This window comes from Armatimonadia bacterium (assembly GCA_039679385.1).
Lineage (GTDB): Bacteria > Armatimonadota > Zipacnadia > Zipacnadales > JABUFB01 > JAJFTQ01.
Window position 1 is genome coordinate 84,562 of the sequence record JBDKVB010000016.1, and the last position, 23,744, is coordinate 108,305.

General features: G+C 65.4%; 15 protein-coding genes. 11 read left to right on the forward strand and 4 right to left on the reverse strand.

The features are described 5' to 3' along the window. Positions 1-120: 120 nt before the first annotated feature. The 4 genes from rplI to ABFE16_01465 all read right to left on the reverse strand — a co-directional run bounded on the left by rplI (position 121) and on the right by ABFE16_01465 (position 4,783). Positions 121-681: a 50S ribosomal protein L9 gene (gene rplI / locus ABFE16_01450; GenBank protein MEN6343933.1), complete on the reverse strand. Its 561-nt coding sequence runs from the start codon at positions 679-681 to the stop codon at positions 121-123. Between the two features lie 108 nt (positions 682-789). Beyond that, a complete protein-coding gene (locus ABFE16_01455) occupies positions 790-3,159 on the reverse strand; it encodes an MlaD family protein (protein MEN6343934.1) in 2,370 nt (789 codons plus the stop codon). A 24-nt stretch (positions 3,160-3,183) separates the two neighbouring features. Beyond that, positions 3,184-3,948, reverse strand: a complete 765-nt coding sequence (locus ABFE16_01460) for an ATP-binding cassette domain-containing protein (protein ID MEN6343935.1) — start codon at positions 3,946-3,948, stop codon at positions 3,184-3,186. A gap of 70 nt (positions 3,949-4,018) precedes the next feature. Beyond that, complete coding sequence (locus ABFE16_01465) at positions 4,019-4,783, reverse strand: ABC transporter permease (protein ID MEN6343936.1); 765 nt, start codon at positions 4,781-4,783, stop codon at positions 4,019-4,021. Positions 4,784-5,302: 519 nt separating this feature from the next. Between ABFE16_01465 and ABFE16_01470 the strand changes: the two genes are divergently transcribed. The 11 genes from ABFE16_01470 (at position 5,303) to ABFE16_01520 (ending at position 23,660) form a co-directional block, all read left to right on the forward strand. After that, positions 5,303-5,905, forward strand: coding sequence for a hypothetical protein (locus ABFE16_01470; GenBank protein MEN6343937.1), 603 nt, complete (start codon positions 5,303-5,305; stop codon positions 5,903-5,905). A 165-nt stretch (positions 5,906-6,070) separates the two neighbouring features. Beyond that, positions 6,071-7,210 carry a polysaccharide deacetylase family protein gene (locus ABFE16_01475; protein MEN6343938.1) on the forward strand — a complete coding sequence of 380 codons (1,140 nt, stop codon included), beginning with the start codon at positions 6,071-6,073 and terminating at the stop codon, positions 7,208-7,210. 90 nt (positions 7,211-7,300) lie between these two features. After that, positions 7,301-10,555 (forward strand): PD-(D/E)XK nuclease family protein, encoded by a 3,255-nt coding sequence (locus ABFE16_01480; GenBank protein ID MEN6343939.1) that lies wholly within the window; start codon positions 7,301-7,303, stop codon positions 10,553-10,555. After that, on the forward strand, positions 10,552-14,220 hold the full coding sequence (locus ABFE16_01485) for a UvrD-helicase domain-containing protein (GenBank protein ID MEN6343940.1): 3,669 nt from the start codon (positions 10,552-10,554) through the stop codon (positions 14,218-14,220). The genes ABFE16_01480 and ABFE16_01485 overlap by 4 nt, the downstream gene beginning before the upstream one ends. 217 nt (positions 14,221-14,437) lie before the next feature. After that, entirely contained in the window at positions 14,438-15,478 is a 1,041-nt protein-coding gene (locus ABFE16_01490; protein MEN6343941.1) for a tetratricopeptide repeat protein, read from the forward strand. Beyond that, complete coding sequence (locus ABFE16_01495) at positions 15,478-16,452, forward strand: ornithine cyclodeaminase family protein (GenBank protein ID MEN6343942.1); 975 nt, start codon at positions 15,478-15,480, stop codon at positions 16,450-16,452. The genes ABFE16_01490 and ABFE16_01495 overlap by 1 nt, the downstream gene beginning before the upstream one ends. 161 nt (positions 16,453-16,613) lie before the next feature. Beyond that, on the forward strand, positions 16,614-17,969 hold the full coding sequence (locus tag ABFE16_01500) for a GAF domain-containing sensor histidine kinase (protein ID MEN6343943.1): 1,356 nt from the start codon (positions 16,614-16,616) through the stop codon (positions 17,967-17,969). Between the two features lie 56 nt (positions 17,970-18,025). After that, on the forward strand, positions 18,026-19,192 hold the full coding sequence (locus tag ABFE16_01505) for an iron-containing alcohol dehydrogenase (protein MEN6343944.1): 1,167 nt from the start codon (positions 18,026-18,028) through the stop codon (positions 19,190-19,192). Positions 19,193-19,236: 44 nt separating this feature from the next. Further along, positions 19,237-19,578 carry a hypothetical protein gene (locus ABFE16_01510; GenBank protein MEN6343945.1) on the forward strand — a complete coding sequence of 114 codons (342 nt, stop codon included), beginning with the start codon at positions 19,237-19,239 and terminating at the stop codon, positions 19,576-19,578. 7 nt (positions 19,579-19,585) lie between these two features. Then, a complete protein-coding gene (locus tag ABFE16_01515) occupies positions 19,586-20,395 on the forward strand; it encodes a sugar phosphate isomerase/epimerase family protein (GenBank protein MEN6343946.1) in 810 nt (269 codons plus the stop codon). A gap of 43 nt (positions 20,396-20,438) precedes the next feature. Further along, a complete protein-coding gene (locus tag ABFE16_01520; GenBank protein MEN6343947.1) occupies positions 20,439-23,660 on the forward strand; it encodes a family 20 glycosylhydrolase in 3,222 nt (1,073 codons plus the stop codon). Positions 23,661-23,744 lie beyond the last annotated feature (84 nt).

The following is a 23,744-nucleotide window of genomic DNA, read 5'->3' on the forward strand; positions in this document are numbered from 1 at the left end:
TCCTCGGTATAAGCCAGTCGCGGCGGCAGTCGCCTGCCGCCGCAGTTCTCGCCGACCTCAACACAGGGAGAGCCAGCCCACAGGCCGGGGCGCGTACTGGCCGTGCCGCACGCCCCTTACCTACGCTTCGGTCGCCTCGGGAGCTTCCTCAGCGGCCTCCGCGGGCGCCTCTTCCTGCGTCTCAGCAGGTGCCGCGGCGGCCTCGGCAACCGGTGCCTCAGGCTCCTCCTCGCCACCCTCGCGAACGACCTTCACCGGAAGCTGTGCCGCGACATCCTTGTACAGCTTTGCGCTGATGAGGTAGTCGCCCAGCTCGCGGATTGGCTCGGTGATGTCGATGTCGCGCCGGTCGAGCTCGATCTTCAGTTGCGTCTTGACGGCCTCAGCGATCATGTTCGGCGTGACCTGACCGTGCAGCCGCGTCCCCTGACCGGCACGCGCCTCCACGACCACGGACATCTGGCTGAGCTCCTCCGCACGAGCCTGCGCCTTCACGCGCTTGTCCGTCTCACGCGCAGTGATCGCGCTGCGGCGTCGCTCAAGCTCTTTCAAAGCACCCTTCGTCGCAGGGACAGCCAGGCGCTTCGGGATCAGCAGGTTGCGGGCATGACCGTCTGCCACACTGAGAATGTCCCCCTCATGTCCGACCCGATCGACATCGTCCAGCAAAATGACTCGCATTACCTTTCCTCCTGAGGTGCCGTCCTGCCAGGTCAGCCGTCACCTGACGGCCCCGCCCAGCGATGTTTACTGGTGTCGCGTGTTGGCCCCCGCCGACGTGCGCCGCCCTTACGGCTTGGCCGCGCTCCCACCCTTGGGGGTTACGGTTGCCGGAGCGGCTTGCCGCGCTGCTCCGACTCCACCGATCCGTTTCCGAAGGCCCACGAAGGCGTCGTTACCGCCGAAGGCCTCGTTCACTCCAAAGCTCAGGTCCACACTATCGTTCAGCCGCCACAGACCCCGTAGATCCAGCCGCAGGTCGTTGGGGTTCCACAGGTCGGTCTCCCACCACAGCCGCCGGGTCAGCGGGTAGTCAAACCCCAGTCCCAGCTTGCTCCCCAGTACTCCCAGCCGCAGGGTCCCCTCCCCAAGGAAGGGGAAGCCACGCTGCAACACAAAGGTCTCACTGTCCCCGATGTCCCGAACACCGACCCGCCAGAAGCTGTCCAGCGCACTCCCATAGTACAGGTCGGCCATGAGGTCCGACCGCAGCGCGTTGTGCTGTGACCCCTCCAGGCTCAGATACCCGCCCACAGCGTCGGGCTGCAGACTCCGGAAGACGCCGGTCACCTTGTTCATGGTCTGGTCGACCCGCGTCAGGCTCTTGTCCGCCTTCGCCACCACTTCAATCCCGGACTCCGTCAGCTTCCGCACGTTGTGTACACTCGCCGTAAGGTCCTCGGTCACCCCCGGGTCTGTCAGCACCTTCCGCCCATGGGAACTCATCACCGACAGGTCATCCATGGTGCTGCGCAGCTTGCCCATCGTAGCCCTGACATCGCTCCACATCTGCTCGTCGTTGATGTGGCTCGAGGTCGTCGCCAGCACCTGACGACCGTCCTTCATCAGACCGCTGGCCTGCTCCGCCGTTGCTGCGAGATTCTCGCTGGCCTTCTCCAGGTTCGCTACCGTCGACTTGATCTGCCCATTCAGAACCGGATCCGCCAGCGTGCCGCGGAGCGTCTTCGTGATCTCTTCGATGTTGGTCGTCGCCTCGCGAATGTGCGCCCCGGAGGCTGCCAGATCGTTGGGCAGAGGCGACAGCGCCAGCAGGTCGTGGATGCGCCGCGTCGTCTGCTCGATGTCGGAGGCGCTGCTCTCCACCATCGTCGCGATCCGGCCGGTGACCTTCTCGACGTCGGTCGAGGACTTCTCAATGAGCCCCTGAGCCCGTCCCGCCGCCGCCGACAGATCACGGTTCATGTTCCCGGATAGCGCCGCCAGGTTCGCGCTGCTGGTCTCAAGGTCCGTCGCGGCCTTCTGGACCATTGCGTTGACCCGCTGGGTGCTGGCGCTCAGGTCCTTGCCGCTGTCGGCAACCAGGGTGGCCAGCGACGTCGTCGCCTTCTCCACCTGGGCCGCTGCCTGCTCGACGTTGACTGACGACTTCTCTACCAGCTCACGGACCCGCTGGGCCGTCGCCGTGAGATCGGCACCGGCACTGCGCGTCACGTCCTCCACCATCGCCGAAGTCTTCGCCAGGTGGGAAGCCGTCTCCTGGATGTTCCCAGAGGACTTCTCCATCGTTTCGCGTACCAGTCGCGCCGAAGTCTCCACGTCCCCGGCGCCGCTGTCAACCATCTTCTCCAGACGTGCACCGGTCCGGGCAAGGCTCCCGCTTACTGCCTCCACATTGCCGGCGCTGGCGTCAATCATCCGGGCTACGCGCGAGGTCGCCCCTTCTACGTCCGGAGCACTGACGACGACCATCTGCCGCACCCGAGCTGCACTTCGGTTCAGCTCAGTGGCCGCCGCGGCAACTTCCCGGGCAAGGGTCCCCACTCGCGCCTCATTCTGCACCGAGACCCGCGCGAGCATCTGCGTGAACTCGGCAGCGTTGCGCGTAGCGTCCTGCACGTTGGCCAGAATCAGCGGCAGTCGCTCCCGCACCTCCGAGCTCGCATACACAGATCGCAGGTCCGCGATGGCCGCGTTCACGTTCTGCAGAACCACCCGCCCATCCTCGGTTAGCTCGGTCAGCCCCGCAATCCTCTCGCCGGCCACATGGGCCTGCGCTCCCAGGGGCTGAGGCGCCTTCAACTGCTTCTTACTCATCTGCGCCTCAAGCTCACGCTCCTGCTGGGTCTTGCGCCGCACCATGACGGTTGTGTCGCCCAGCATTCCGGACTGGGCAATCAGAAACTCATCGGTGTCCAGGAGCTGAACATCACGGTTGATGAGAAGGTGCACCAGAACGCTACGGTCGGGGAACTGCTTGAGCTCTTCCTCGGTGGCCAGCTCTATACTGAGCACCCGGCCGATCTCTTTGCCGGCAAGCAGAACCTTGGCCCCTTCACCCAGCCCCTCAACGTTCCGGAAGTGGGCCACTACATGCTGACCATGCGACCAGCCCACGTACCCCGTGACATAGGTCAGGGATACGAAGGCCGCGACCAGCAAGACGACAAAGATCAACCCCACTTTGGCTTCGTCAACCAAGCTGGGATCACTCCACTCGCGAGGTCATACCTGGATCGGCCCCTCGGCCTGGCCTCGAACGAACTGCTGTACGATGAGGTTGCCTGTCGTCCTCATCCGTTCGGGCGTATCGCACGCGACGATCCGGTGATCGTGAATCATCATCACTCGGTCGCTGATCGAGAAGAGCTCCTCCACCTCATGTGTCACCACTACGGAGGTGACGCCCATCCGGTCGCCGAGCTTCGTGATCAGCCGATCGATCACAGCCGCTGTGATCGGGTCCAGGCCTGCGCTGGGCTCATCGTAGAGCAGAAGGGCGGGTTCCAGCGCGAGAGCTCGGGCGATTCCCACTCGCTTCCGCATCCCGCCGGACAGTTCCGCAGGCATCCTGTCCCTGCTCTCGCCCAGCCCCACCTCACCCAGCAGGCCGCGTACTCTGGTGTCGATCTCCTCGTCCGTCAACTCGCCCCGACGCCGCAGCCCGAAGGCGACGTTCTCCCCAACCGTCATGGAGTCAAACAGCGCCGCGTACTGAAAGCACATCCCCATCTTGGCGCGCGGCTTCATGAGCTCGCTTTCGCTCAATCCAGTGATATGCTGACCGTCGATCACAATCTCGCCGCTGGTCGCCCGCACAAGTCCCATCAGGTTCTTGAGCAGCGTGCTCTTCCCCGACCCCGACATCCCCATCACGCCGAAGGTCTCGCCCCGGTACACCTCAAAGGAGAGATCCTCCAGAATCTGCCGTCCCCCGATTTCATAGCACAGGTTCCGCACCTGGATGATCGCATCGAGTTCAGCCGGCATAGGGCCTCACCTCTGCCCCTCGTCGCGATTCTGCAGGCTGCGACTGCCCATCGCGGCGAAGCTGCGCCCGCTAGTGAAACAGCAGGGGCGCCAGGAGCAGGTCCGCTACGTACACCAACATAATACAGTAGACGACAGAACGCGTCGTGGCCTTGCCCACTTCCTCCGAGGCCATGCCGCACTTCAGCCCCTGGTGGCAACCCACGATCGCGATGATGACCCCGAAGACGAGAGCCTTTGCCACGCCGCCCAGTATCGTCGCCGGCTCCACATGCCCCGGGATGAAGGCGAAATAGTTGCGCTCATTGATCGCCGGCGAGGCCGCCGCCATCGCGTAGCCGCCAAGCACGCCGATGAGGTCGCCGAAAAACACCAGTACCGGCACCATTACGAGCCCGGCGATATACCGGGGAATCACCAGGTATTCGACCGGGCTGGTCGCAAGGGCTCGCAGAGCATCGATCTGCTCAGTAACCTTCATCGTGCCCAGTTCGGCCGCCATCGCCGAACCGGCTCGCGCCGCCACCACAAAGGCAACAAGAACCGGCGACAGTTCGCGGCACATGATCTCTGCCACGAACCAGCCGGCATACTCGTCGACGCCCCATTGCTTGGTCTCAATCGCTCCGTGGTAGGCCAGCACCGCGCCGGACAGAACCATCGTGACGGCCGCAATCGGCAGGCTGTTCACACCGATATGCGCCATCTGGTGCACGGTCGTGCGGTACTCGGTCTTGCCCCTCAGGATCCCACGGATGGTCTCTAGATGCAGCAGACTGATCTCGCCAAAGAACGCCAGGAAGGCGATGATCTGCCGCCCAATACGTGCTAGCAAGGGGGTGCACCACCAACGCCTTTTGAGCTCGGGGAGCGTCCAGAGCTTTCGGTCCTATGGGCGGATTATAATCCACCCTTTGCAGGCAAGTCAACCGCCGCCACGCGCCCCTCCAGACCCCACTCGCCGCCATCCCGGGCAGGCCCTGAGCCCCTGTCAGCCCCACCCTCCTTATCCGGCCGGTTCTTGTCCATCTGCAACCTTCGGCAGCTTTCAGGGCCGCGATAACCCGCTCTCCACAGCAACCCGGACTCACGCGGCAGAGGCACGGCGCGCGCTTGACAGCCCCAGAGGAGCGTACCTATAATGAATCGGTACGGTTCCCGCCGGTGCTGCGTCCTTGCGGTTGCGTCCTGGATTACGTGTGGCCCTTTCCCGTTCCATGGCCCCGGCGCGCTGTTCGCAGGCAGATGGCGGCCGCAGGTGCCCTCTCTGTCCCACAAGGCCGTAGCCGTCCTTCACACACCGGCCCACTTACTTGCCTTCGGTCTAGCTCACCTGGGAGGGAATTCAGACCAGATGAAACGCGTGCTTCTCGTCCTCACCCTCGCCCTCGCTGTTGCAGTGCCGTCCTTCGCCCAGTACGGGTTCACCGCAGAGCACCTCAGTGTCGTCAAAGTCCCCGACTTCGGCTGGGGGATCTACGCCAAGAGCGCTCCGGTTGCTACCGGTCCGTCCTTCATGCTCTGGGTCTTCCCCGGCGTCGACAAGGTCGGCAGCGAGGCCAACATCCGTGCCGGCATCGTCCGTGACCGTCTCGTCCTCTACGCTGACCGCTTCGGCATGACCGGCATCGGCCACCTGCTGCTCACCCCAATCCCTGAGGACGCCGACTACTCCATCATGGTCGAGGCCCTCTCCGACGGCGCCCTGGTCCGCCAGGAACTCGTTACTATGGATGAGCGCATCTCCGACGCCTACGGAGCGACCAACAAGCAGTTGGGCATGTTCTGGTTCAACCGCCTGTGCGGTCTTTCGCTGCTTGCCGCTCGCCCCGAGGCCAACTGGAAGACCTGGGCTCCCGATAACAAGACCCTCTCCACCAACTACGCTCTGGCCCTCATGGCCAACTGGCGCAACTGGAAGGGTTCCGTGGCCCCGATCACCAACCTGGGCAAGTAACCGGCCTGTTGCTCTGGCCGCTTGATTGCACGCTCTGAAGGGGCGCGGGAGTTGACCCGCGCCCCACACTTTGGCCGAAACGTGTTATCTGAGCCGATTCTGCTGTATACTATTGACCAGGCTGTACGCATCAACCAAAGGACCTGTATCAAACTCACCGCACCCATGCCTCTCGCCCGCCTGATAGCCCTGATTTGCCTGATCACCGCTGCGACTCCGCTCCTCGCTGACGGCGAGATTGTGGATGCGCTCGATGCGTCCCTCAGTTGCCTCTCCGTGGACGCGCCCGTCACGGGTGCCCGGGTGATGCTGGACGGGGGCCTGATCGGGTACACGCCGCTACATCTTGCGCTGGCGCCTGCGGGGCTCCATCGCATTGCCGTCCTTGCCGAGGGCTACGAGACCTGGACCATGGCGATCGACCTGCCCCTCGGCTCCGTCACCCATATAGATGCACCTCTCGTCCGAGGACAGTCCACAGCGCCCGTCGGCCCGACCAGGGCAGCGGATCCCGCTGTGCCTGAGGCGCTGGTCGCCAGTGTCTCGACGCCGACCGGCCCGCTCGCGCAGGCCTTCAACGAAGTCAGCGATCGCCCGGTAGAACCAGCCGACACCCCGCCGACTGCGACCACCTCGAAAGAGCCTGCAGCTCCCGCAAAGACGCCGGCAGTCCAGGCTCTGTCGGAGTTGCCGGCCGGTAAGCTCTGGCCGAAGTACCCGACGCCGACCCGCTATGCCGCGCTCACCTTCGACGACTTCCCCATGACCTGGAGTGCCGACCAACTCCTGGAGATACTGCGCACTCGCGCCGTCCGGGCCACCTTCTTCGTGATCGGCCACAAGGGCCAGGGAGGGGAAGCCTGGCTGCAGCAGGCGGTCGCAGACGGCCACACCCTCGGCAACCACTCCTTCGAGCACCAGCGGATGGACCGCTTCGACGCCCAGACGGCGGCTGCCGACATGAGCCGCTGCAACGTGGTCATCGACTCGGCCGTCGGCACCTATCCGAGGTTCTTCCGTCCTCCGGGCGGCCGTGCGAGTCCTGCTCTGCGACAGGCCGCCGCTTCCCTGGGCATGAAGCTGGTGCTCTGGAACTCGGCGTCCGAGGACTACGAGGACCCACCACCCACGAAGGTCGTGGAGGATGTCCTCAAGAACTGCGGAGACCGCCAGTTCGCCGTCATAGCCCTCCACGACGGCAGCGCGTCGACCCTGCAGGCGCTCCCACGGATCATCCATGAGCTGCGCATGAGGCGCTACCGGCTCGTGACCCTCGAGGAGCTGTACGCCCGCATCGGGCAGTGAGCCCTTGGCCTCAGCCCCTGCCCTGCGAGTCGCTACTCCTGGCCCCGCTGGGGCAGCACGGGCCTTCCCGGTCCACGGACGGTGAGTTGCGTGAGTGACATCCTCCTGCTGTGTGGCCCAACCGGCGCCGGCAAGACACGGCGCCTTGTCGAGGCTTACGTCACCCATGCCGACCGCTACGGAGACGACTCCGTCGCCCTTCTGCTGCCCACGACTCTGGCTGTGGCGGCCTACTCGAACCGGATCGCCAGGGCACGGAGCAAGGGCGGCCTCTATGACGCCCGCATCTTCACCTTCCCCACACTGGCCGAGACCCTACTTGACGCCAACCACCGTCCGGTGCGGCGGATCTCCGACCTCCAGCGTCGTCTGCTCCTGACTCAGCTCATCGACGACCTGCACGGTCAGGGCCGTCTCCCCTACCTCGAAGGAGTGGCGAGCTTCCCCGGCTTCCTGCGAGCCGTGGGGAGCATCCTCGACGAGCTGAAACGCGCTGCCGTCGACCCGTCGCTCTTCGAGCAACTCACCCACGAGCGAATTCCCGATCACCCGGTCAATGCCGATCTCATCGCCCTTTACCGCGCCTACCAGGACCACCTGATTAAGCGCGGTCTGTATGACGAGCCGGGCGCCTTCTGGGAAGCCCGAGCGCTCCTGCGGGACGGCAAGCGGCGACCGCTGGATCGCGTCAGCCTTCTCCTCCTGGATGGCTTCAGCGAGCTGACCACGACCCAGATGCAGGTCTTCGAGGACCTGGCCGCCCACGTCGAGCGTTGTGTGGTCGGTCTCTCTACCGAGGCCGCGCAGGACAGCGACCTGTTCGCAGTTCCTCGTCGGACCTTGGGGCGTCTCCTGTCCCTGGAGGGTGCAAGGGTCGAGTGGCTTGAGCCTGAGCCGGATACCTCGGCGCTCCAGGGCATCCGCAGCGCCCTCTTCCGGTTCGACGGTCGGCGGGACCTCCGCAGCGACGCCTCTCTTCGTCTTCTGGGCGCTCCCGGCGTCGTGCCGGAGGTGCGTCGTCTTGCTCGCGAGATCAAGAGTCTTCTGCTGGAGGGCACGCCGCCCTCGGAGATCGCAGTCGTCCTGCGCGATCCCGACACCTACGCCGTCGCCCTTCGCGACGTCTTCTCCGAGTATGGTCTGCCCTGCGCGATCACCCACGGCGAGTCGCTCAGCGCCCGCCCGGTGGTGCAGGCGGTTCTCGACCTCCTTCATGTGGTGGCCGACGACTACCAAGCCGCGGACGTCGCCAAGCTGGTGGGCAACAGCTACGTGAGCTCCTCCGAGCTGCTGTCCGACCAGGCGATCACGCCCGATGACTTCGAGGCCTGCGTTCTCGCCGCTCACATTCTCGGCGGAGGCGGCACCTGGGCCCGACAGTTCAAGGTCTACCAGAGTCGCCTGGCGGCGGAGAGGGATCGTGCCCTGCAGGCCGAGGCGGAGGAAGACGAGGAGAACCGACCCCGGTCCCCGTCGGCGATCGAGGCGGAGGTCAGGAGAGCCGAAGCGGCGGCCACGCTGTTTGATTCCCTGCGCCGAGTCTTGTCGCCGCTGGAGCGCTCACAGCGCCTGTCGTCGGCAGTAGCCGCCCTGGTGCAGGCCGTGACGACTCTGGGGATCCTCGAGGGCGTCAGGAACGCGCAGCACGACCTGCACGAGATCGCCCGCGACCTGAGCGCACTCGAGCTGCTCTTCCAGGGACTGCGGGAGATGGCCGAGACGGCCGGCGAGATGGGCACCGATCCCGTGGTGAAGCCCGCTGACCTCCTGGCCCATCTACGTGACTACTGCTCGGAGAGTCGCCTGTCCGACGGTCGCTCCTTCGACCAGGCGGTCAGTGTGCTGGATGCCTATGAGGTCCGTCAGTTGCGCTTCCGGGAGGTCTTTCTGCCCGGTCTCATCGAGGGTAGCTTCCCTCGGGCCCGTCGTCAGGAGCCCTTCTACCACGACGATGCCCGGCGTCGTCTCAACGCCGGCAGCCTCGTCCTCGAGGAGTGCCTGCCACAGCAGAGCGAAGAGAGCTACCTGCTGTACACTGCACTGAGCTGCGCTACCCGGCGGGTATGGCTCAGCTACCCGACCAGTGACACCCAGGGCCAGCCGCTGCTGCGCTCGCACTATGTGGACGAGGTCTTGTCGCGCTTCGAGCCGGGTTGCGCACCGCAGCCCGAGCTGGCGCGACTGTCCGAGATCGTCGCGTCACCGGGAGAGCTGGCTTGCACTCGTGAGTTGCTGGAGGCCGCCGCCCTTGATGAGAACCTCGCTCCTGTAGCCCGAGAAGTCGCGGCTGACCGCTGGAGTCACGTGCAGCGGGCCGCGGCCGTCGAGCGCCAGCGCGACTCCCTGCACGCGCCGGGAGTGTTTGAGGGTGTACTCCCGAGCCTCGAGGCCAAGGCTACCGTCCGTGGTCTCTTCGGTGTTGACCACAAGTTCAGCGCCAGTGCCATGGCCTGCTACGGCAACTGCCCGCTGAGCTTCTACTTCGCGGACGTGCTCCAACTCTCGGCACTGGAAGAGCCCACGGAGGAGGCCCAGGCGCTCGATCTTGGCCTCATCACCCACCGGGTTCTGCGCAACTTCTTCCGAGAGCGCCAGCACGGCACCGACAACTTCCGGCCGCTCACCAGCGACGAACTGGAGGCTGAGACCGAGCGGCTCACAAGCTTGGTCGGCGCAGTCTTCCGCGAGTGGGACACCCGTGGACTCGTCGGTCACGCTCGCCTGTGGGAGATCACCCGGCAGGAGGTCGAGCAGGACCTCCAGGAAGTCTTGCTCTTCGAGGCCAGGCACAACGAGGACCCCAAGGGCACGCCGCGCGCCGTCTGGGGAACGGAAATCGAATACGGAGAGGCGTCACCCTTCACTCTGGGCGAGGGCGAAGATGCACTCCTGCTCCACGGGCGGATCGACCGCATTGATGTGATACCGGGCACGGAGCCCTTGCAGTTCGTGCTCCTCGACTACAAGCGCGGACAGGGCGAGTCACCAGCCGCCATCCAGCACGGCGTCAGTTTCCAGCTTCCCCTCTACTACCTGGCCGCACGAAGGACCGCCTTCGAGGGCCTGGAAGCTGAGGGTTCCTGGTGGGCCTACTACCGGGTTGCACATCCGGTGGAGTTCAAGTACCGAGCCGGCCAGGAAGCGAACCGGAACACACCGCCGATCGCCGATCTGGTTGATGCTGCCGTGTGGTACCTGGTGCACCACGTGGCGGCCCTTCGGCGGGGCGAGTTCCCAGTGATCCCCGCCACCGAGTGCGACCACTGCGACTTCAAGAACATCTGCCGCTTCAAACGCCAGAGCGCAGCCCGCAAGCGCGAGGCCTGGGAGGCGCTGCACGCATGACACCGAACCTGCGCCAACCTGCCGACCATGAGGCCCGCCTTCAGGCCACGGAGGGCATCGATCGCGACCTGTTCCTCGACGCCGGCGCCGGTGCCGGGAAAACCAGTCTGCTGGTCAACCACTACCTGCATATCCTTGAGGCCACGCCGAGCCTGAGCCCGCACGACATCATCGCCGCGACCTTCACCAAGAAAGCGGCGGGCGAGATGAAGGAGCGGCTCCGCGGGAAGTGCCGGGAGCTCGCAGCCCACGAGAACGGCGACCGTTGGCGTCGAGCCGCCCGGGAGCTGGAGACCGCTCCCATCGACACCATCCACGGCCTCTGCAGTCGCTTCCTCCACGACAGCGCAATCGCCGCCGGTCTCGACCCCGGCTTTGGCGTCATCGAGGGCCCTGAGCAAGCCCTGCTGCTGGAGAAGTGCGTGCGTCGTTGCCTGCTGTCGCGGCTGGATGCCAACGTGAGCACTGCCGCCGAGATCGTCGCCGACCGACGTCTCGACGGCGCCTGCACGACCGTGGTGTCGCTCATCGACCAACGAGCGCGCTACGGATGGCTGTGGCAGGAAGGCTCCGTCCACCTTGACGCCGAGGCCCTGTGGAAGTCCTGGTGCGACGCCCTGCCTCAGCAGCAGGGGGAGGCTCTCTCCGAGCTGGTCGCCTCGCCCGAGTGGGCCGACGCGACCTCTGAGCTGGAGAACTGTACCGGTGCCGACCCGAAGGACAAGCTCGAACAGATCCGCCTCGGCATCCTGGGGCGGGTGCGCCAGATCGAGGACGTGACCAAGACCATCGCCGAGAGGTTCGAGCTGCTGCCCCATCTCGGCAAGGGGAGCACCAATGCCGGTCAGAAGGGGCTGTGGCCCAGCGAAGAGGCACTTGCTCGTGCGAAGGCCTGCATCAAGCAGTTCACCAACAGCGCCGAGGGCTTGGTCCGTCAACGTGTCGACGAGGTGCGTAAGCTCGAGCTTCTCCCAGAGCACGAGCGGCTGGCCGGCCTCACCGCAGCCCTGATGACGGAGACCGCGGCGGCTGCCCAGGCCTACGAGGAGGCCAAGCAGGACCTCGCGGTCCTCGACTTCACCGACCTCCAGATACGGGTTTCCGAGCTCTGGGACCGGCGGCCCGAGATCCTGGCTCAGTACCAGTCGCGAATCCGCCACGTGCTCCTTGACGAGTTCCAGGACACCGACGATCTGCAGATGAAGATCCTGTGGCCGCTCGCCGACCGCGGCGCACACCGCTTCGTAGTTGGCGACGTGAAGCAGTCCATCTACCGCTTCCGCAACGCCGACGTCACCGTCTTCAACCGCACGCGCGACAGGATGACCGAGGCCGATCCGCGATCCCTGGAGAGGCTGACCGTGAACTTCCGCTCCAGGCCCGCCCTCATCGCCTTCTTCAATGACCTGTTCTCCCACGACGCCGTGATGGGCTCCGAGCGCAAGGAGGAGTACGAGGCCTTCTATGAGCCGCTGACGAGTCACCGTGAGGTCCCGGAGGAGCAGGCCGTCGAGTTCCACTTCCTGGTCGGCGACAAGGACTCCGCTGACGGATCGGGGAGCCTGGCGGAGCGGATGCGAACCCTCGAAGCGGAGCGTCTGGCCCGTCGCCTGCGCGATGCGGTGGAGCAGGGCGAGTTGTTGGTGGCGACGCCGGGTGACGACGGCACGGAGGTCGCCCGGCCGGTGCGCTATGGTGATTGTGCTGTGCTGTTCCGCGCCACAACCGACCTGGGCATCTACGAGCAGGCCTTGCGAGATCAGCACGTTCCCTATCATGTCCTGTCCGGTCGTGGGTTCTTCCGACGCCAGGAGGTGCAGGACGTCCTCAACTGCCTGCGGGCGGTGGAGAACGGTCAGGACGAGGTCGCGCTGGTCGGTACCCTTCGCGGGCCCCTCTTCGCGCTCAGTGACGAGACCCTCTTCTGGCTCAGTCGCCTTCCGGGAGGCTGGTGGGAGCGTCTGCAGATGGCCGGCGCCGGTATCGCCACCCACGGCTCGGAGGTGGACTGGCGGCCGCCCTTGTCCCACCTCAGCGAGGCCGAGGGGCGCAAGGTAGTCTTCGCGGCAGACAGTCTTCAGCGCCTTCGCACCCTCAAGAACCGCCTGCGACTGTCACAGCTTATCAGTGAAGTCCTCGAGACCACCGGTCTGTCGGCCACCCTTGCCGGCCTGTTCAATGGGCCCCAGATGGTCTCGAACCTGCGCAAGCTCGCCGAGATTGCAGCCCAGTACGAGCGCTCCGGCGACTACAGCCTGCGCGACTTCGTGGCCTACCTCAACGAGATGGACCTCCGTGAGGAGCGCGAAAGCGACGCTCCCGTCGCGGAGGAAGGCAGTGACGTCGTCAAGCTGCTCACGATCCACTCCGCCAAGGGCCTGGAGTGGCCGGTCGTGATCGTGCCGGACCTCGCCCGCAAGTCCACGCACAACCAACTCCCGGGCGCCATCACGCTCCGCCTACACCCCAAGCTCGGCCTCGTAGCGCGAGGGCACAGGGATGAGAAGGTTGAGTGGCCGCCACAGGCACAGCTCCTTCAGCGGCGCAATGAAGACGAGGACCTCGCGGAGTTGCGACGACTGTATTACGTGGCCTACACCCGGGCGCGGGATCACCTGATCCTGTCGGCCGGGATTGCCGACAAGTCCCGGGACAAGGCCAAGGACCCCGTCGCCTGGATCTGCGACGCCCTGGGCATCCGCCTCGACGAGCCCACAGACTCGGTCATCACCGGCCCGGGCTGGCAGGGCCGACTGCAGATCCTGCAGCCCCTCGGCGAGACCGAGGCAACCTCGTCGCCGGAAGCCTCATCGCCGTCGCCGGAGGAACCAGCCAAGACCGCTGCACCGCCGGTTACTGATCTGCGGCCTGTCCTGGCGCGTTGTCGGCAGCTAGAGCCCGACCATGCCGCCAAGCACAGGTTCCATGCCACCGAGCTGACCACTTACAGCCTCTGTCCGCGGCGGTATGCCCTGCGCTATCTGTTGGGTGTCCCGGAAGAGGCGCCTTGTGCCCCTTCCTTTGCACCCGACGAGGCACTCTCTCCCATCGAACTAGGCGAGATCGTCCACCGGCTCCTGCGAATCGTGGGCAGCGGAGGCAAGGACCGCCTGGAGACTGTGCTTGCCGAGGGTCTTGCGCTGGATGCACCCCTGGCACGGAGGGCCCGACTGAGCATGGACCACCTGCGCGGTCTGGTGGAAAGATACCTGGAAAGCGACCTCTACGCAGACCTCGTAGCACCGGCCCAGCGTTTGCGCACGGAGATGACGCTTCTGTTCTCCGTGCCGGACCCACCCGTCTTGTTCGAGGGCAAGGTGGATGCGCTGGTCGAGGACGCCCAGGGCCACCTGCACTTGCTCGACTTCAAGACCGGCCGGCACAATCCGGAGGCGGAGAGTGAGCACCGGCTCCAGCTTGGCCTGTACTGCGCCGCCGTGCAGTCTGTGGGCACGGGGAACCTTGACTCGGCGACCATTGTATACTTAAGTGATGCGGGGCTTCAGCTTGCGAAGTGTGACCCCGTAGCGACCGCTCGGGAGGCCCTCGACCGGGGTCTCGAGGCCGTCCGGGGGATCCGTCGCGGGAGCTTCGGGAAGGTCAGCGACGACCGCTGCACGCTTTGCCGCCTTCGCTGGGCCTGTGAGGGTCGCGAGCTGGTCTGAGCCGGTCGCGAGTTCCGGCTCTGTTCAGGCAACCTGAGATGAACTCACCCCTGGGATACGCCCTGGAAGGGGACAAAGCATGTACCGAGGGACCCACCACCGTCCAGCCCTACGCAGGTTGCGCTATCAATCGAGCACTCTCCTTGCGGCAGCGGCCTTCTGTATCCTGGGTCTGTCCCTGAGCGGCTGCAAGGATACGCCAACGACGGAGTCGTCCGTGGCCAAGGCTCAGGCGGCCGTCGCGAAGCAGCCGACACCGGCCAACTACCTGGCCCTGGGCAACGCCTATATCGACCAGAAGGCCTACAACGACGCCTACGTGGCCCTCAAGAAGGCGGCCGAGTTGGCGCCCAAGGACGCCGAGATCGCCTACAAGCTATCTGAGGCTAACCTGTACCTTGCCGACGCAGACAACGGCATCAAGATGGCTCAGGCGGCCATCGCCATCAACCCTAAGCAGGCCAAGTACTACGACCTGCTCGCTCGTCATCTGCTGCTCAAGGGCAAGCCTGCCGAGGCAATCCCCGAGCTGCAGAAGGCCCTTGACCTGGACCCGCGCGACCCGTCGCCCCGACTGAACATGGTCAGCGCTCACCTGCTCAACGGTGACAAGAAGATGGCCCTCGACGCCGCTCGCGACGCGGTCGGTGTGGCCCCGGACAATGCGCCGGCTCACACGGTCTATGGTGAGCTTCTGGATCAGGCCGGGCGCCGCAAGGAGGCCGCGGACCAGTTGCGTACGGCGGTCCGCCTCGACGACAAAGACGCCCGACCTTTCCTCGTTCTCTCCACCCTCCTCATAGCCGATCCCAATAGCCTCGAGGAGGCCCGAACGGTCGCCAAGAAGGCCGCCGAACTCGACCCCGGGGACGGCACTGCCGCTACTGTCGCCGCACTTGCCCTGTACCGCATGGGCAAGCCGACAGAGGGCCTGCGCGAGATGGACACCGCCGTGCGAGCCAATCCGCGCAACTTCCGCATCTGGCTCCTGATGGCTCGTCTGCTCCGGGAGCAGGGCCAGACGGATATGGCCAAGGTCGCCCTTCAGAATGCCTATCGCACCGCGCCGCGCGTACCACTCACTCCGGAACAGCGGCAGAAGGTTCGTGAGGAGGCGTCCAAGGCGGGCAAGACCAAGGACGGGCGTCCTGTGGCCATTGACGTCGGGAAGGTCCTCGGCGACATGCCGCAGGGCAACGCCGGCACAGGCGGCCCCTCCGAAGCCGCGAACTCGACCACAGCAGGGGGCACGCCGTGATGACCTTGCGTTACCTGTCTCGCGCCGACGTTGAATCGCTGTCCCTGGGCATGGACCGGGTCATCGAAGCCGTTGAGACCGGCTTCCGCCTCAAAGGCCTCGGCCAGACCCAGATGCCACCCAAGATCGCCATCCGTCCACGCGGCGCAGGGACCTTCCTGCACGCCATGCCCGCCTATGTCGGGGGCGAGCTTGACACCGCTTGCGTCAAATGGGTAGGCGGCGCGGATGACAACTACAAGCTTGGTCTGCCGACCATCAGCGGCCTGCTCGTGGTCAACGACCCGCAGACCATGTTCCCACTGTGCGTGATGGACTGCGGCTGGGTGACCGCCATGCGCACCGGTGCGGCCAATGCAGTCGCCATGAAGTACCTGGGGCCGACGGACCCCGCCGAGGTTTCGGTCCTCGGCTGCGGGGTCCAGGGGCGAGGCAACCTCCTCGCCATGGCAACCCAGTTCCCGTCGATCCAGCGCTGCCGGATCTGGGACCCCAACGACCAGGCTGCGGACGCCTACCTCCGCGAGATGTCGGAGCGAGTCGCTGTTCAGATCGACGTGGTCTCCTCGCCCGAGGAGGCCGTGCGTGGCGCCGACCTGATCGTCACGGCCGGTCCGAGTCCCAAGGAGCCGACTCCCCATCTGCACCTCGATTGGCTCAAGCCCGGTGCCATGGCCGCACCGGTGGACTACGATGGTGCCTGGTGCCCTGAGGTAATGCAGGGCGTCGACCGCCTGATCACCGACGACATGGGCCAGATGGACTACTATCGCCAGCAGGGCTACTTCAAGACGACGCCGATGCCCTACGCCGACCTGGGTGAGATCGTGGCCGGCAAGAAGCCGGGACGCGAGCACGCCGAGGAGCGCACCATGTCCATCTGCATGGGCATCGCCGTCGATGACTGCGTCACGGCAGACCTTGTCTACCGTCTCGCCCTGGAGAAGGGCGTCGGCACGGACCTGCCTCTCTGATCCCTGCGTGCTTCCCTCCGCAATCGTGTAACGAACGCCGGGTGGCTTGGTTTCCGTCACCTGGCGTTATCGTCTTCGTCCAGAGGTCAACCACCCTCTCATGACGAAGGTATACAGGCCGAGGAATCAGGCCTCTTCTGACTTGCCTGCAGGAGGACGACATGGCCAGCGCTGCGGAGGACGCCCTGCGCGAACTGCAGTTGCAGATCACCTTGCGAGACCGACAGATCGCGGCCATGAGCCGTATGGCCGCCGAACTGAGCGCAGTCACCAAGCTCGCTCAGACCGTCGAGGAGGCTCTCCAGACGAGCCTCGAAGTGGTGGACGCCAGGGCCGGCTCCATCCTCCTCCACGACGCCACGAAGGACAAGCTGGTCTTCCGCCACGTGGTGGGCGAGAAGGCGGCGGAGCTCATTGACGTCGAGATCGACGTCGGCCAGGGCATCGCGGGAGCGGTGTTCCAGTCCGGTGAGACACGTGTGAGCGAGGACATGAGCAAGGAGCGCGAGCACCTGCGCGACTTCACCGAGCGCATCAACTTCCAGACCGTCAACATGGTCACGGTGCCCCTCAAGAGCTTCGGCGGCCACTGCATCGGCGTCCTCCAAGTACTCAACAAGTCCGATGGTCACTTCGACGGCCACGACGTGGCGACCCTCGAGATCCTCGGAGCACAGATCGCCTCCGCCATCGAAGCAGCGCGACTCCAGGAGGAAGCACGTCTCGCCCAGGTAGTGCAGTTCATCGGCGACATCAGCCACGACGTCAAGAACATGATCACCCCTGTCCAGACCAGTGCCGAGACGCTCCAGCTGATCGGCGAGGATACCTTCTCCGCCTTCGACGACGCCCTCGGCAAGGCGTCCTGTGACGAAGCCGCCCACAACGCGCTTGAGGGCAGCGTGCAGGAGCTTCGCGACCTGCTGCCCGAGATGCTCGACCTGGTCCTCGACGGAGCCGACGCCGTGCAGCAGCGGATGGCCGAGATCTCCGCTGCCGTCAAGGGCATCATCTCCCAGCCTTCCTTCGAGAAGGCCGAGATTGCCGAGGTCGCCCAGCGTGCCGTCGGATTCCTTGCCCACCAGGCCGAGAAGGCCGAAGTGCGTCTTGCAGTCGAAAGCGTCGGGCAGATCGCGCCCTTCGCCATCGACAAGAAGCAGATCTACAACGCGATCTATAACCTCGTCTTCAACGCGCTCGGCGCCTGTGCCCCGGGAGCCTCCATCACGCTTCGCATCTCGGCACAGCCCGAGGGCAGCTTCCCGGAGGGCGGCTACTGCCAGGTTGACTGCGTCGACACGGGCTCCGGGATGCCTGAAAACGTGCGCAAGAAGCTCTTCACCGACGATGCCATCAGCACCAAGCCCATGGGCACCGGACTCGGAACGCGCATCGTCAAGAACGTGGTGGATGCCCATCAGGGCACCATCTGGGTCGAGAGCGAGGAAGGCAAGGGCACAACGATCAGCTTCCGCATCCCGCTTGACCTGAAGGAGACGAAGCCTGCGGAGAGTTAGGCTGCTCCCGGGCCATCCACAGAGACAACTCACCATCGACCACTCAGGAGACCACTGTGACAGCTTTCGAATACTTCAACCCCGTTCGCATCCTCTTCGCGGAGGGTGCTCTGGACCGCCTCGGCGAGTGCATGAAGCCCACTGACCATCACGCGCTATTGGTGACCGGCACCAGCGCCGCTCGCAAGTTCGGCTACCTGGATCGCGCTCTGGCGCAGTTGTCCCAGCGGGGCGTCCAGGCGACCGTCTACGACGCCGTTCCGCCCAACCCGACGGACACAGTGGTGGACGAGGGCGCACAACTCGCCCGCGAGGCCGGCTGCGATGTGGTGGTTGGTCTCGGCGGCGGAAGCGCCATGGACTCGGCGAAGGCCATCGCTGTCGCTGCGCCGCATGACCTTCCGGTCCGCGCCTTCCTTACCCCCGACGAGAAGGGCAAGGTCCGCGTGCCGACCGACCGGACGCTGCCCATCGTCTGCATCACCACCACCGCCGGAACGTCCTCTGAGCTCACACCCTTTGCCGTGGTGACCCTCAACGACACCCGCGACAAGACGGCCATCCGCGACGATCGCGTCTACCCGCGCGCCGGCATCTGCGATCCCGAGCTCACCTACAACGCTCCGCCGAGGACCACGGCAGCGACCGGCGTCGACGTGTTGTGCCATGCCGCAGAGGCCTACCTTTCGCTCAACGCCCAGCCTGTGACCGATCTGGCCTGCCAGGAGGCCATCCGTCTGGTCGGCGAGTTCCTGCCGCGTGCGGTCGACAACGGGATGGACAAAGAAGCGCGCCACAACATGTCACTGGCTAACTACTTCGCTGGAATGGGTCTGTCCAACTGCGGCGTCAGCATGCTGCACGCTCTGGAGCATCCCGTCAGCGGACACTACCCGCAGGTTGCCCATGGTGAGGGCCTCGCCGCCATGCTGGTTGCCTACATGAAGGCCAGTTGCGAGTTCATGCCCGAAAGGGCTGCCCGCGTGTCGCAGCTCCTGGGTGGCCCGGCAGAGGCCTGCGAGGCACCTGCCACCTGCGCCAGACTCCTTGAGCGTGTCGGCATGGACCACTCGCTGGCTCACTTGGGCGTCACCGAGGAGATGCTCGAGACCCTGGCCAGGGACGCTGCCCGGTACATGGCCGGAGCCCTTAGTCACGCTCCGGGGACCCCGGCGCACGAAGAGTTGATGCAGGTTCTCAGGGTCAGCCTCCAGTCCGCCTGACAAGCAGAGCCTTCAGCCTGCCACGCCAGGGGTGATGCCGCCCAATGCCCACCCGGATAGCCGAGCGTCCTGACCTGTCCCACATCCTTCCGCACCTGGTGTTGCCGGCGCTCCTGGCCCTGTTCCTGCTGCTGTGGGCGAAGCGTCGCGGGGCAAGCTGGACACAGGTGCAGATGTCCTTTGGCGCCGCAATGTTTGCCGCCTTCCTCACGGCCAGCGGCTGGATCTACTCGGCCTACCTGAGCGGACAGAGGCTGAATGCCCTGCTCGTGCTCTGCTCGCAGCTCCTTGTGGGTGCTGCCTGCGGCTTTCTCGTGTTCTTCGGTACGATGCCAATCGATCAGGACCTTCCCGAACCCCCAACGCAGGGACCCTCGCTGAGGTGATTGTGTCATGCAGTTGGCCGCCATTACACACCACGCTCCGACCGCACCGGAGGGCATCCGTGCCCTTGGCGCAGCCGGTGCTACCGCCGTCGAGATCTTCCTTGCCAGCAAGTCGCACTTCGACCCGACCGACCCCGCGCAGGTTGAGCAGGTCAAGCAGGCACTGGCTGAGACCGGCCTCACACCGGCCGTCGCTCACCTTTGCTTTGGCCCTTCCTTCGATATCTCCACCCCCGAGGAGGCTGTGCGCGAGAGGATTCTGGAGGCCCTCGTCCACGAGATGCGCGTAGCGGCCGGCCTGGGCTGCATCACCGCTATCCTCCATCCGGCCTCGCGCTGCGAAGACCCGAAGGCCTTCCAGGCGCGCCTTCTCGTCGCCGCTCAGTCCCTCAAGCAGCTCATGCCGGTCGCAGAGGACCTTGGCCTCGACATCGCCGTCGAGAACATGCTCCCGCGGAACCCCGGCGCCCATATCGAGGACCTTCTCGCCCTGCTGGAGGCTGTTCCCTCACCGCGCCTGGGCTTCTGCTGCGATACCGGGCACGCTTTCATCACCGGCGTCCCGGTGGATGAGATGATCCGCGGCTTCGGTGACCGCCTCTTCGCCGTCCACTGGCAGGACAACGACGGCAGCGGCGACCAACATGTCATCCCCGGCAAGGGCGCCATGGCCTGGGAGCCCTTCTACGAGGGACTGGAGGCCGTCGGCTACTCGCGTCCAATCACCCTTGAAGCAACCAACGGTACAATGATCCTGTCGGAGTTCGTCCGTCTTGCCCAGCTTGCCCTTGACGAGCGTCGCGGGCTGTACGTCTAGCGCCGTCGGTGACCGCCCACTTCCGCCCAGAGGAGAAAGCGTCATGAGACACCTTTTGGTTGTCCTGCTGCTTGTCGGAACTTGCGCCCTTGCCTGGCCGCTGACGAACATGATCCCCAACGGTGGCCTGGAGCTGGACGACAACCAGGACGGCATCGCCGATGGGTGGAGCTCGCAGGTCCACACGGATCAGGGCGCCCAGGGCGGTTTTGCCATCGATACGGCGGTGAAGCACAGCGGCGCTGCCTCTCAGCGCATCGATCACACCTCGGACAACTCCGGCTGGGTACGCGTCAGCCAGGAGCCCCTTGCGGCGCGGACCGAGACCCTCTATCGGCTCAGTGGCTGGGTCAAGGCCGAGGCGCCCTACAATGTCACCCTGTACGAGTTCCGCTCCGGCGGCCTTGCCTACCTCAGCGACGTTTCGCTGACTGGCGGCAAGGACCCGGCCTGGCGTCCCTTCACCAAGACCTTCACCACCTCCCGCGACGCCAGCCACTTCAAGATCTCCCTTGTCGCCCAGGGCCGGGGCTCGGTTTGGTTCGACGACGTCTCCCTGGTGATGGTCACCGAGCGTCCGCGGATCAAGGCCCCTCGGGTCGCAGCGGCCCCGGTTCTCGACGGCGATCTCTCTGACCCGATCTGGCAGTCCGCCTCCCTTGCGACCGACTTCATGCCCCTCGGTGGCGGTGGCGAGTTGGCTCCGGTGCAGACCACAGCCTATGTCGCCAGCTCTGCCGACGCCCTGCACCTCGCTTTCCGTTGCGAGGAGCCGAGTGTCGCCAGTCTCCATCGCGAGAGCACTACGGACTCCGACCCGGTCTGGAATGACGACTGTGTTGAGGTCTTCCTGGATACCGAAAACGACGGCGTCGGCTACCTGCACCTCGGCGTCGGAGCCGGTGGCGGCAAGACTCAGGAGCGAAGGGCCGGCAAGCAGTGGTACACCGACTGGTACTCCTGGGGAGCAGCCGGCGGCGGCGAGGCTCCGCCCTGGTCGTCAGCGGTCAAGGTAGGCGCAGACGCCTGGTTCGTGGAGATCACGCTGCCCTTCGACAAGCTTGGCGGCGCACCCCGTGCCGGCAAGACCTGGGGCGTGCAGTTCTGCCGCACCCGACGGGCCTCGGGCAAGGAGGAAGACTCGACGTGGACCTACGTGGACGGCGACAAATATGCGCGTCCCGACCGGTTCGGCACTCTGGTCTTCACCGCTCCGCCTTCGACCCCGGCGACCCTTGTCCGGCGTGAGACCAACGCCGACCGCTACGGGCCCGTGATCGTCCCGCAGCCTACCTCCGTGCAGTGGGCGACCGGAGTCTTCCGTCCGACTACTCGCACTCGCCTGCGGATTGCCGACGCCTCTCAGCGACCGGAGGCCGAAGTGCTCCAGGCCGATCTGCAGAGCCGCTATGGTCTCCGTGTCCCCATCGTCGAAGGCAGGGCCCGTCGAACTGCCGGGACCATCGACCTCGCTGCCGAGGTGGACACTTCAGTCCCGGCCGGTGACGAAGCCTACAGCGTGCGTGTCACCCCGCAGGGCGTTCAGGTTGCAGCCCGGACGCCGAGGGCCAGGCTCTATGGCGTCGAGACTCTGCGCCAGATGCTCGCCGACGATGCACAGGGACCCTTCCTGCGCTGCGGCACCATCAACGATGCACCCGCGATGCAGTGGCGCGGCTGGCACATGGTCGGACCCTTGGCCGCCGACTTGGCCGCCTACAAGCAGATGGTCGACACCCTCGCGCTGCTCAAGTTCAACACCATCGTCTGGGAGGTCAACGGTCGGCTCCAGTATGAGACCCACCCGGACATCGCCGCCGGCGGGTCACCCACGAAGGCTCAGCTTCGCGAGCTGGTCGAATACGCCAAGTCGCGACACTTCGAGGTGATCCCGCAGTTCGCAAGCTTCTCACACTTCGAGTTCGTCCTGGGGCTCCCCAAGTATGCCTCGCTCGCGGAGAGCCAGCAGACCGTCAAGGGCTTCCGCAGCCGTTACAACTACTGCCCCTCGAACCCGGCGGTGTACCCGCTGGTCTTCGACCTCATGGGCGAGCTCACTGACGTCTTCCAGCCCCGGTACTTCCACATCGGGCACGACGAATCGAGCTTCGACGACATCGGCGTGTGCGACCGCTGCAAGACCAAGGACCCCTGGCAGCTCTGGGCCGACGACGTGAACAAGCTCGACGAGTGGATCAAGCAGCACGGCATGCGCACGATCCTGTGGGGCGACCAGTTCCTGCCCGAGCACAACGGTGACAAGCCCTTCTTCACCGCCCGTGCCACGGATCTCATCGCCAAGGACATCCTCGTCTTCGACTGGCACTACAGCCCGAACCACAACTACGACTCCACCATCGGCTACTTCAAGCAGCATGGGTTCGAGGTCGTGGGTTGCCCCTGGTACGAGCCGGTGAACGTCTACGCCTTCGCCTCAGCCGCCCATCGCAACGGTATCCTTGGCTTCTGCGGCACAACCTGGACGGGCGTGTCGAGCACCATGCGCTCCACGCCTCACCTGCCGGCGGCCTGGGTCACCGGTGGCGAGAACGCCTGGTCACCTGACCGGCCACCCATCGCGAGTTTCACCTACCAGCCGGTGCCGGAGTTCAACCATCTGTGGTCTCTGTCCGCGCCGGCTGCGCCACGAGCCTTCCGCCTGCTTGACCTGTCCCCCTACTGCACCACTCGCACCGTGGACAGCGAACGGCGCGATGGCTGGATGGGCGAAGGCCCCCAGCAGGACCTGCGCAATCTCCCGAGCGGCCGCCTCTGGGTCGGGGATGTCCCCTTCGTGATCACCGACTCTGCCGCCAATGACCGCCGCAACTGCATCATGCTCGCCGACCAGACGACCGTCCCCGGCGGATACCCGGAGCAGGTCGACGAGATTGCGGTGGGCCTCAAGACCCCGGCCCTGTACTTCCTGCACACCTGCAGCATCCCGGCAGGCCGTGAGCGCCAACTCTACGCCACGAAGAACCCGAAGCGTCTCGGAACCTATGTCGTCACCTACGAGGACGGCAAGGAGCTCAAGATCCCGCTGGACTACCAGGCCAACATCAACGACTGGAACTCCCAGCGTGGTCCGGCTCAAGCGATCGGATTGTGGGAGGGCAAGACACTAGGGGGTGCACTGGTGACCCTTGGCGTAGTACAATGGGCCAACCCCCGTCCGGAGGTCACAATCCGCAGCATCGACTTCGTCTCGGCGATGTCAACCGCACGTCCCGTGTTGCTGGCAATCACCGCAGCAGGTGAATGAATGACGCGACGTATCCTCAACAGCCTCCTGTGGGCAACCGCGATCGTTGCCACAGGCTCTGTGCTCGTCCTGTATGACCCGGCC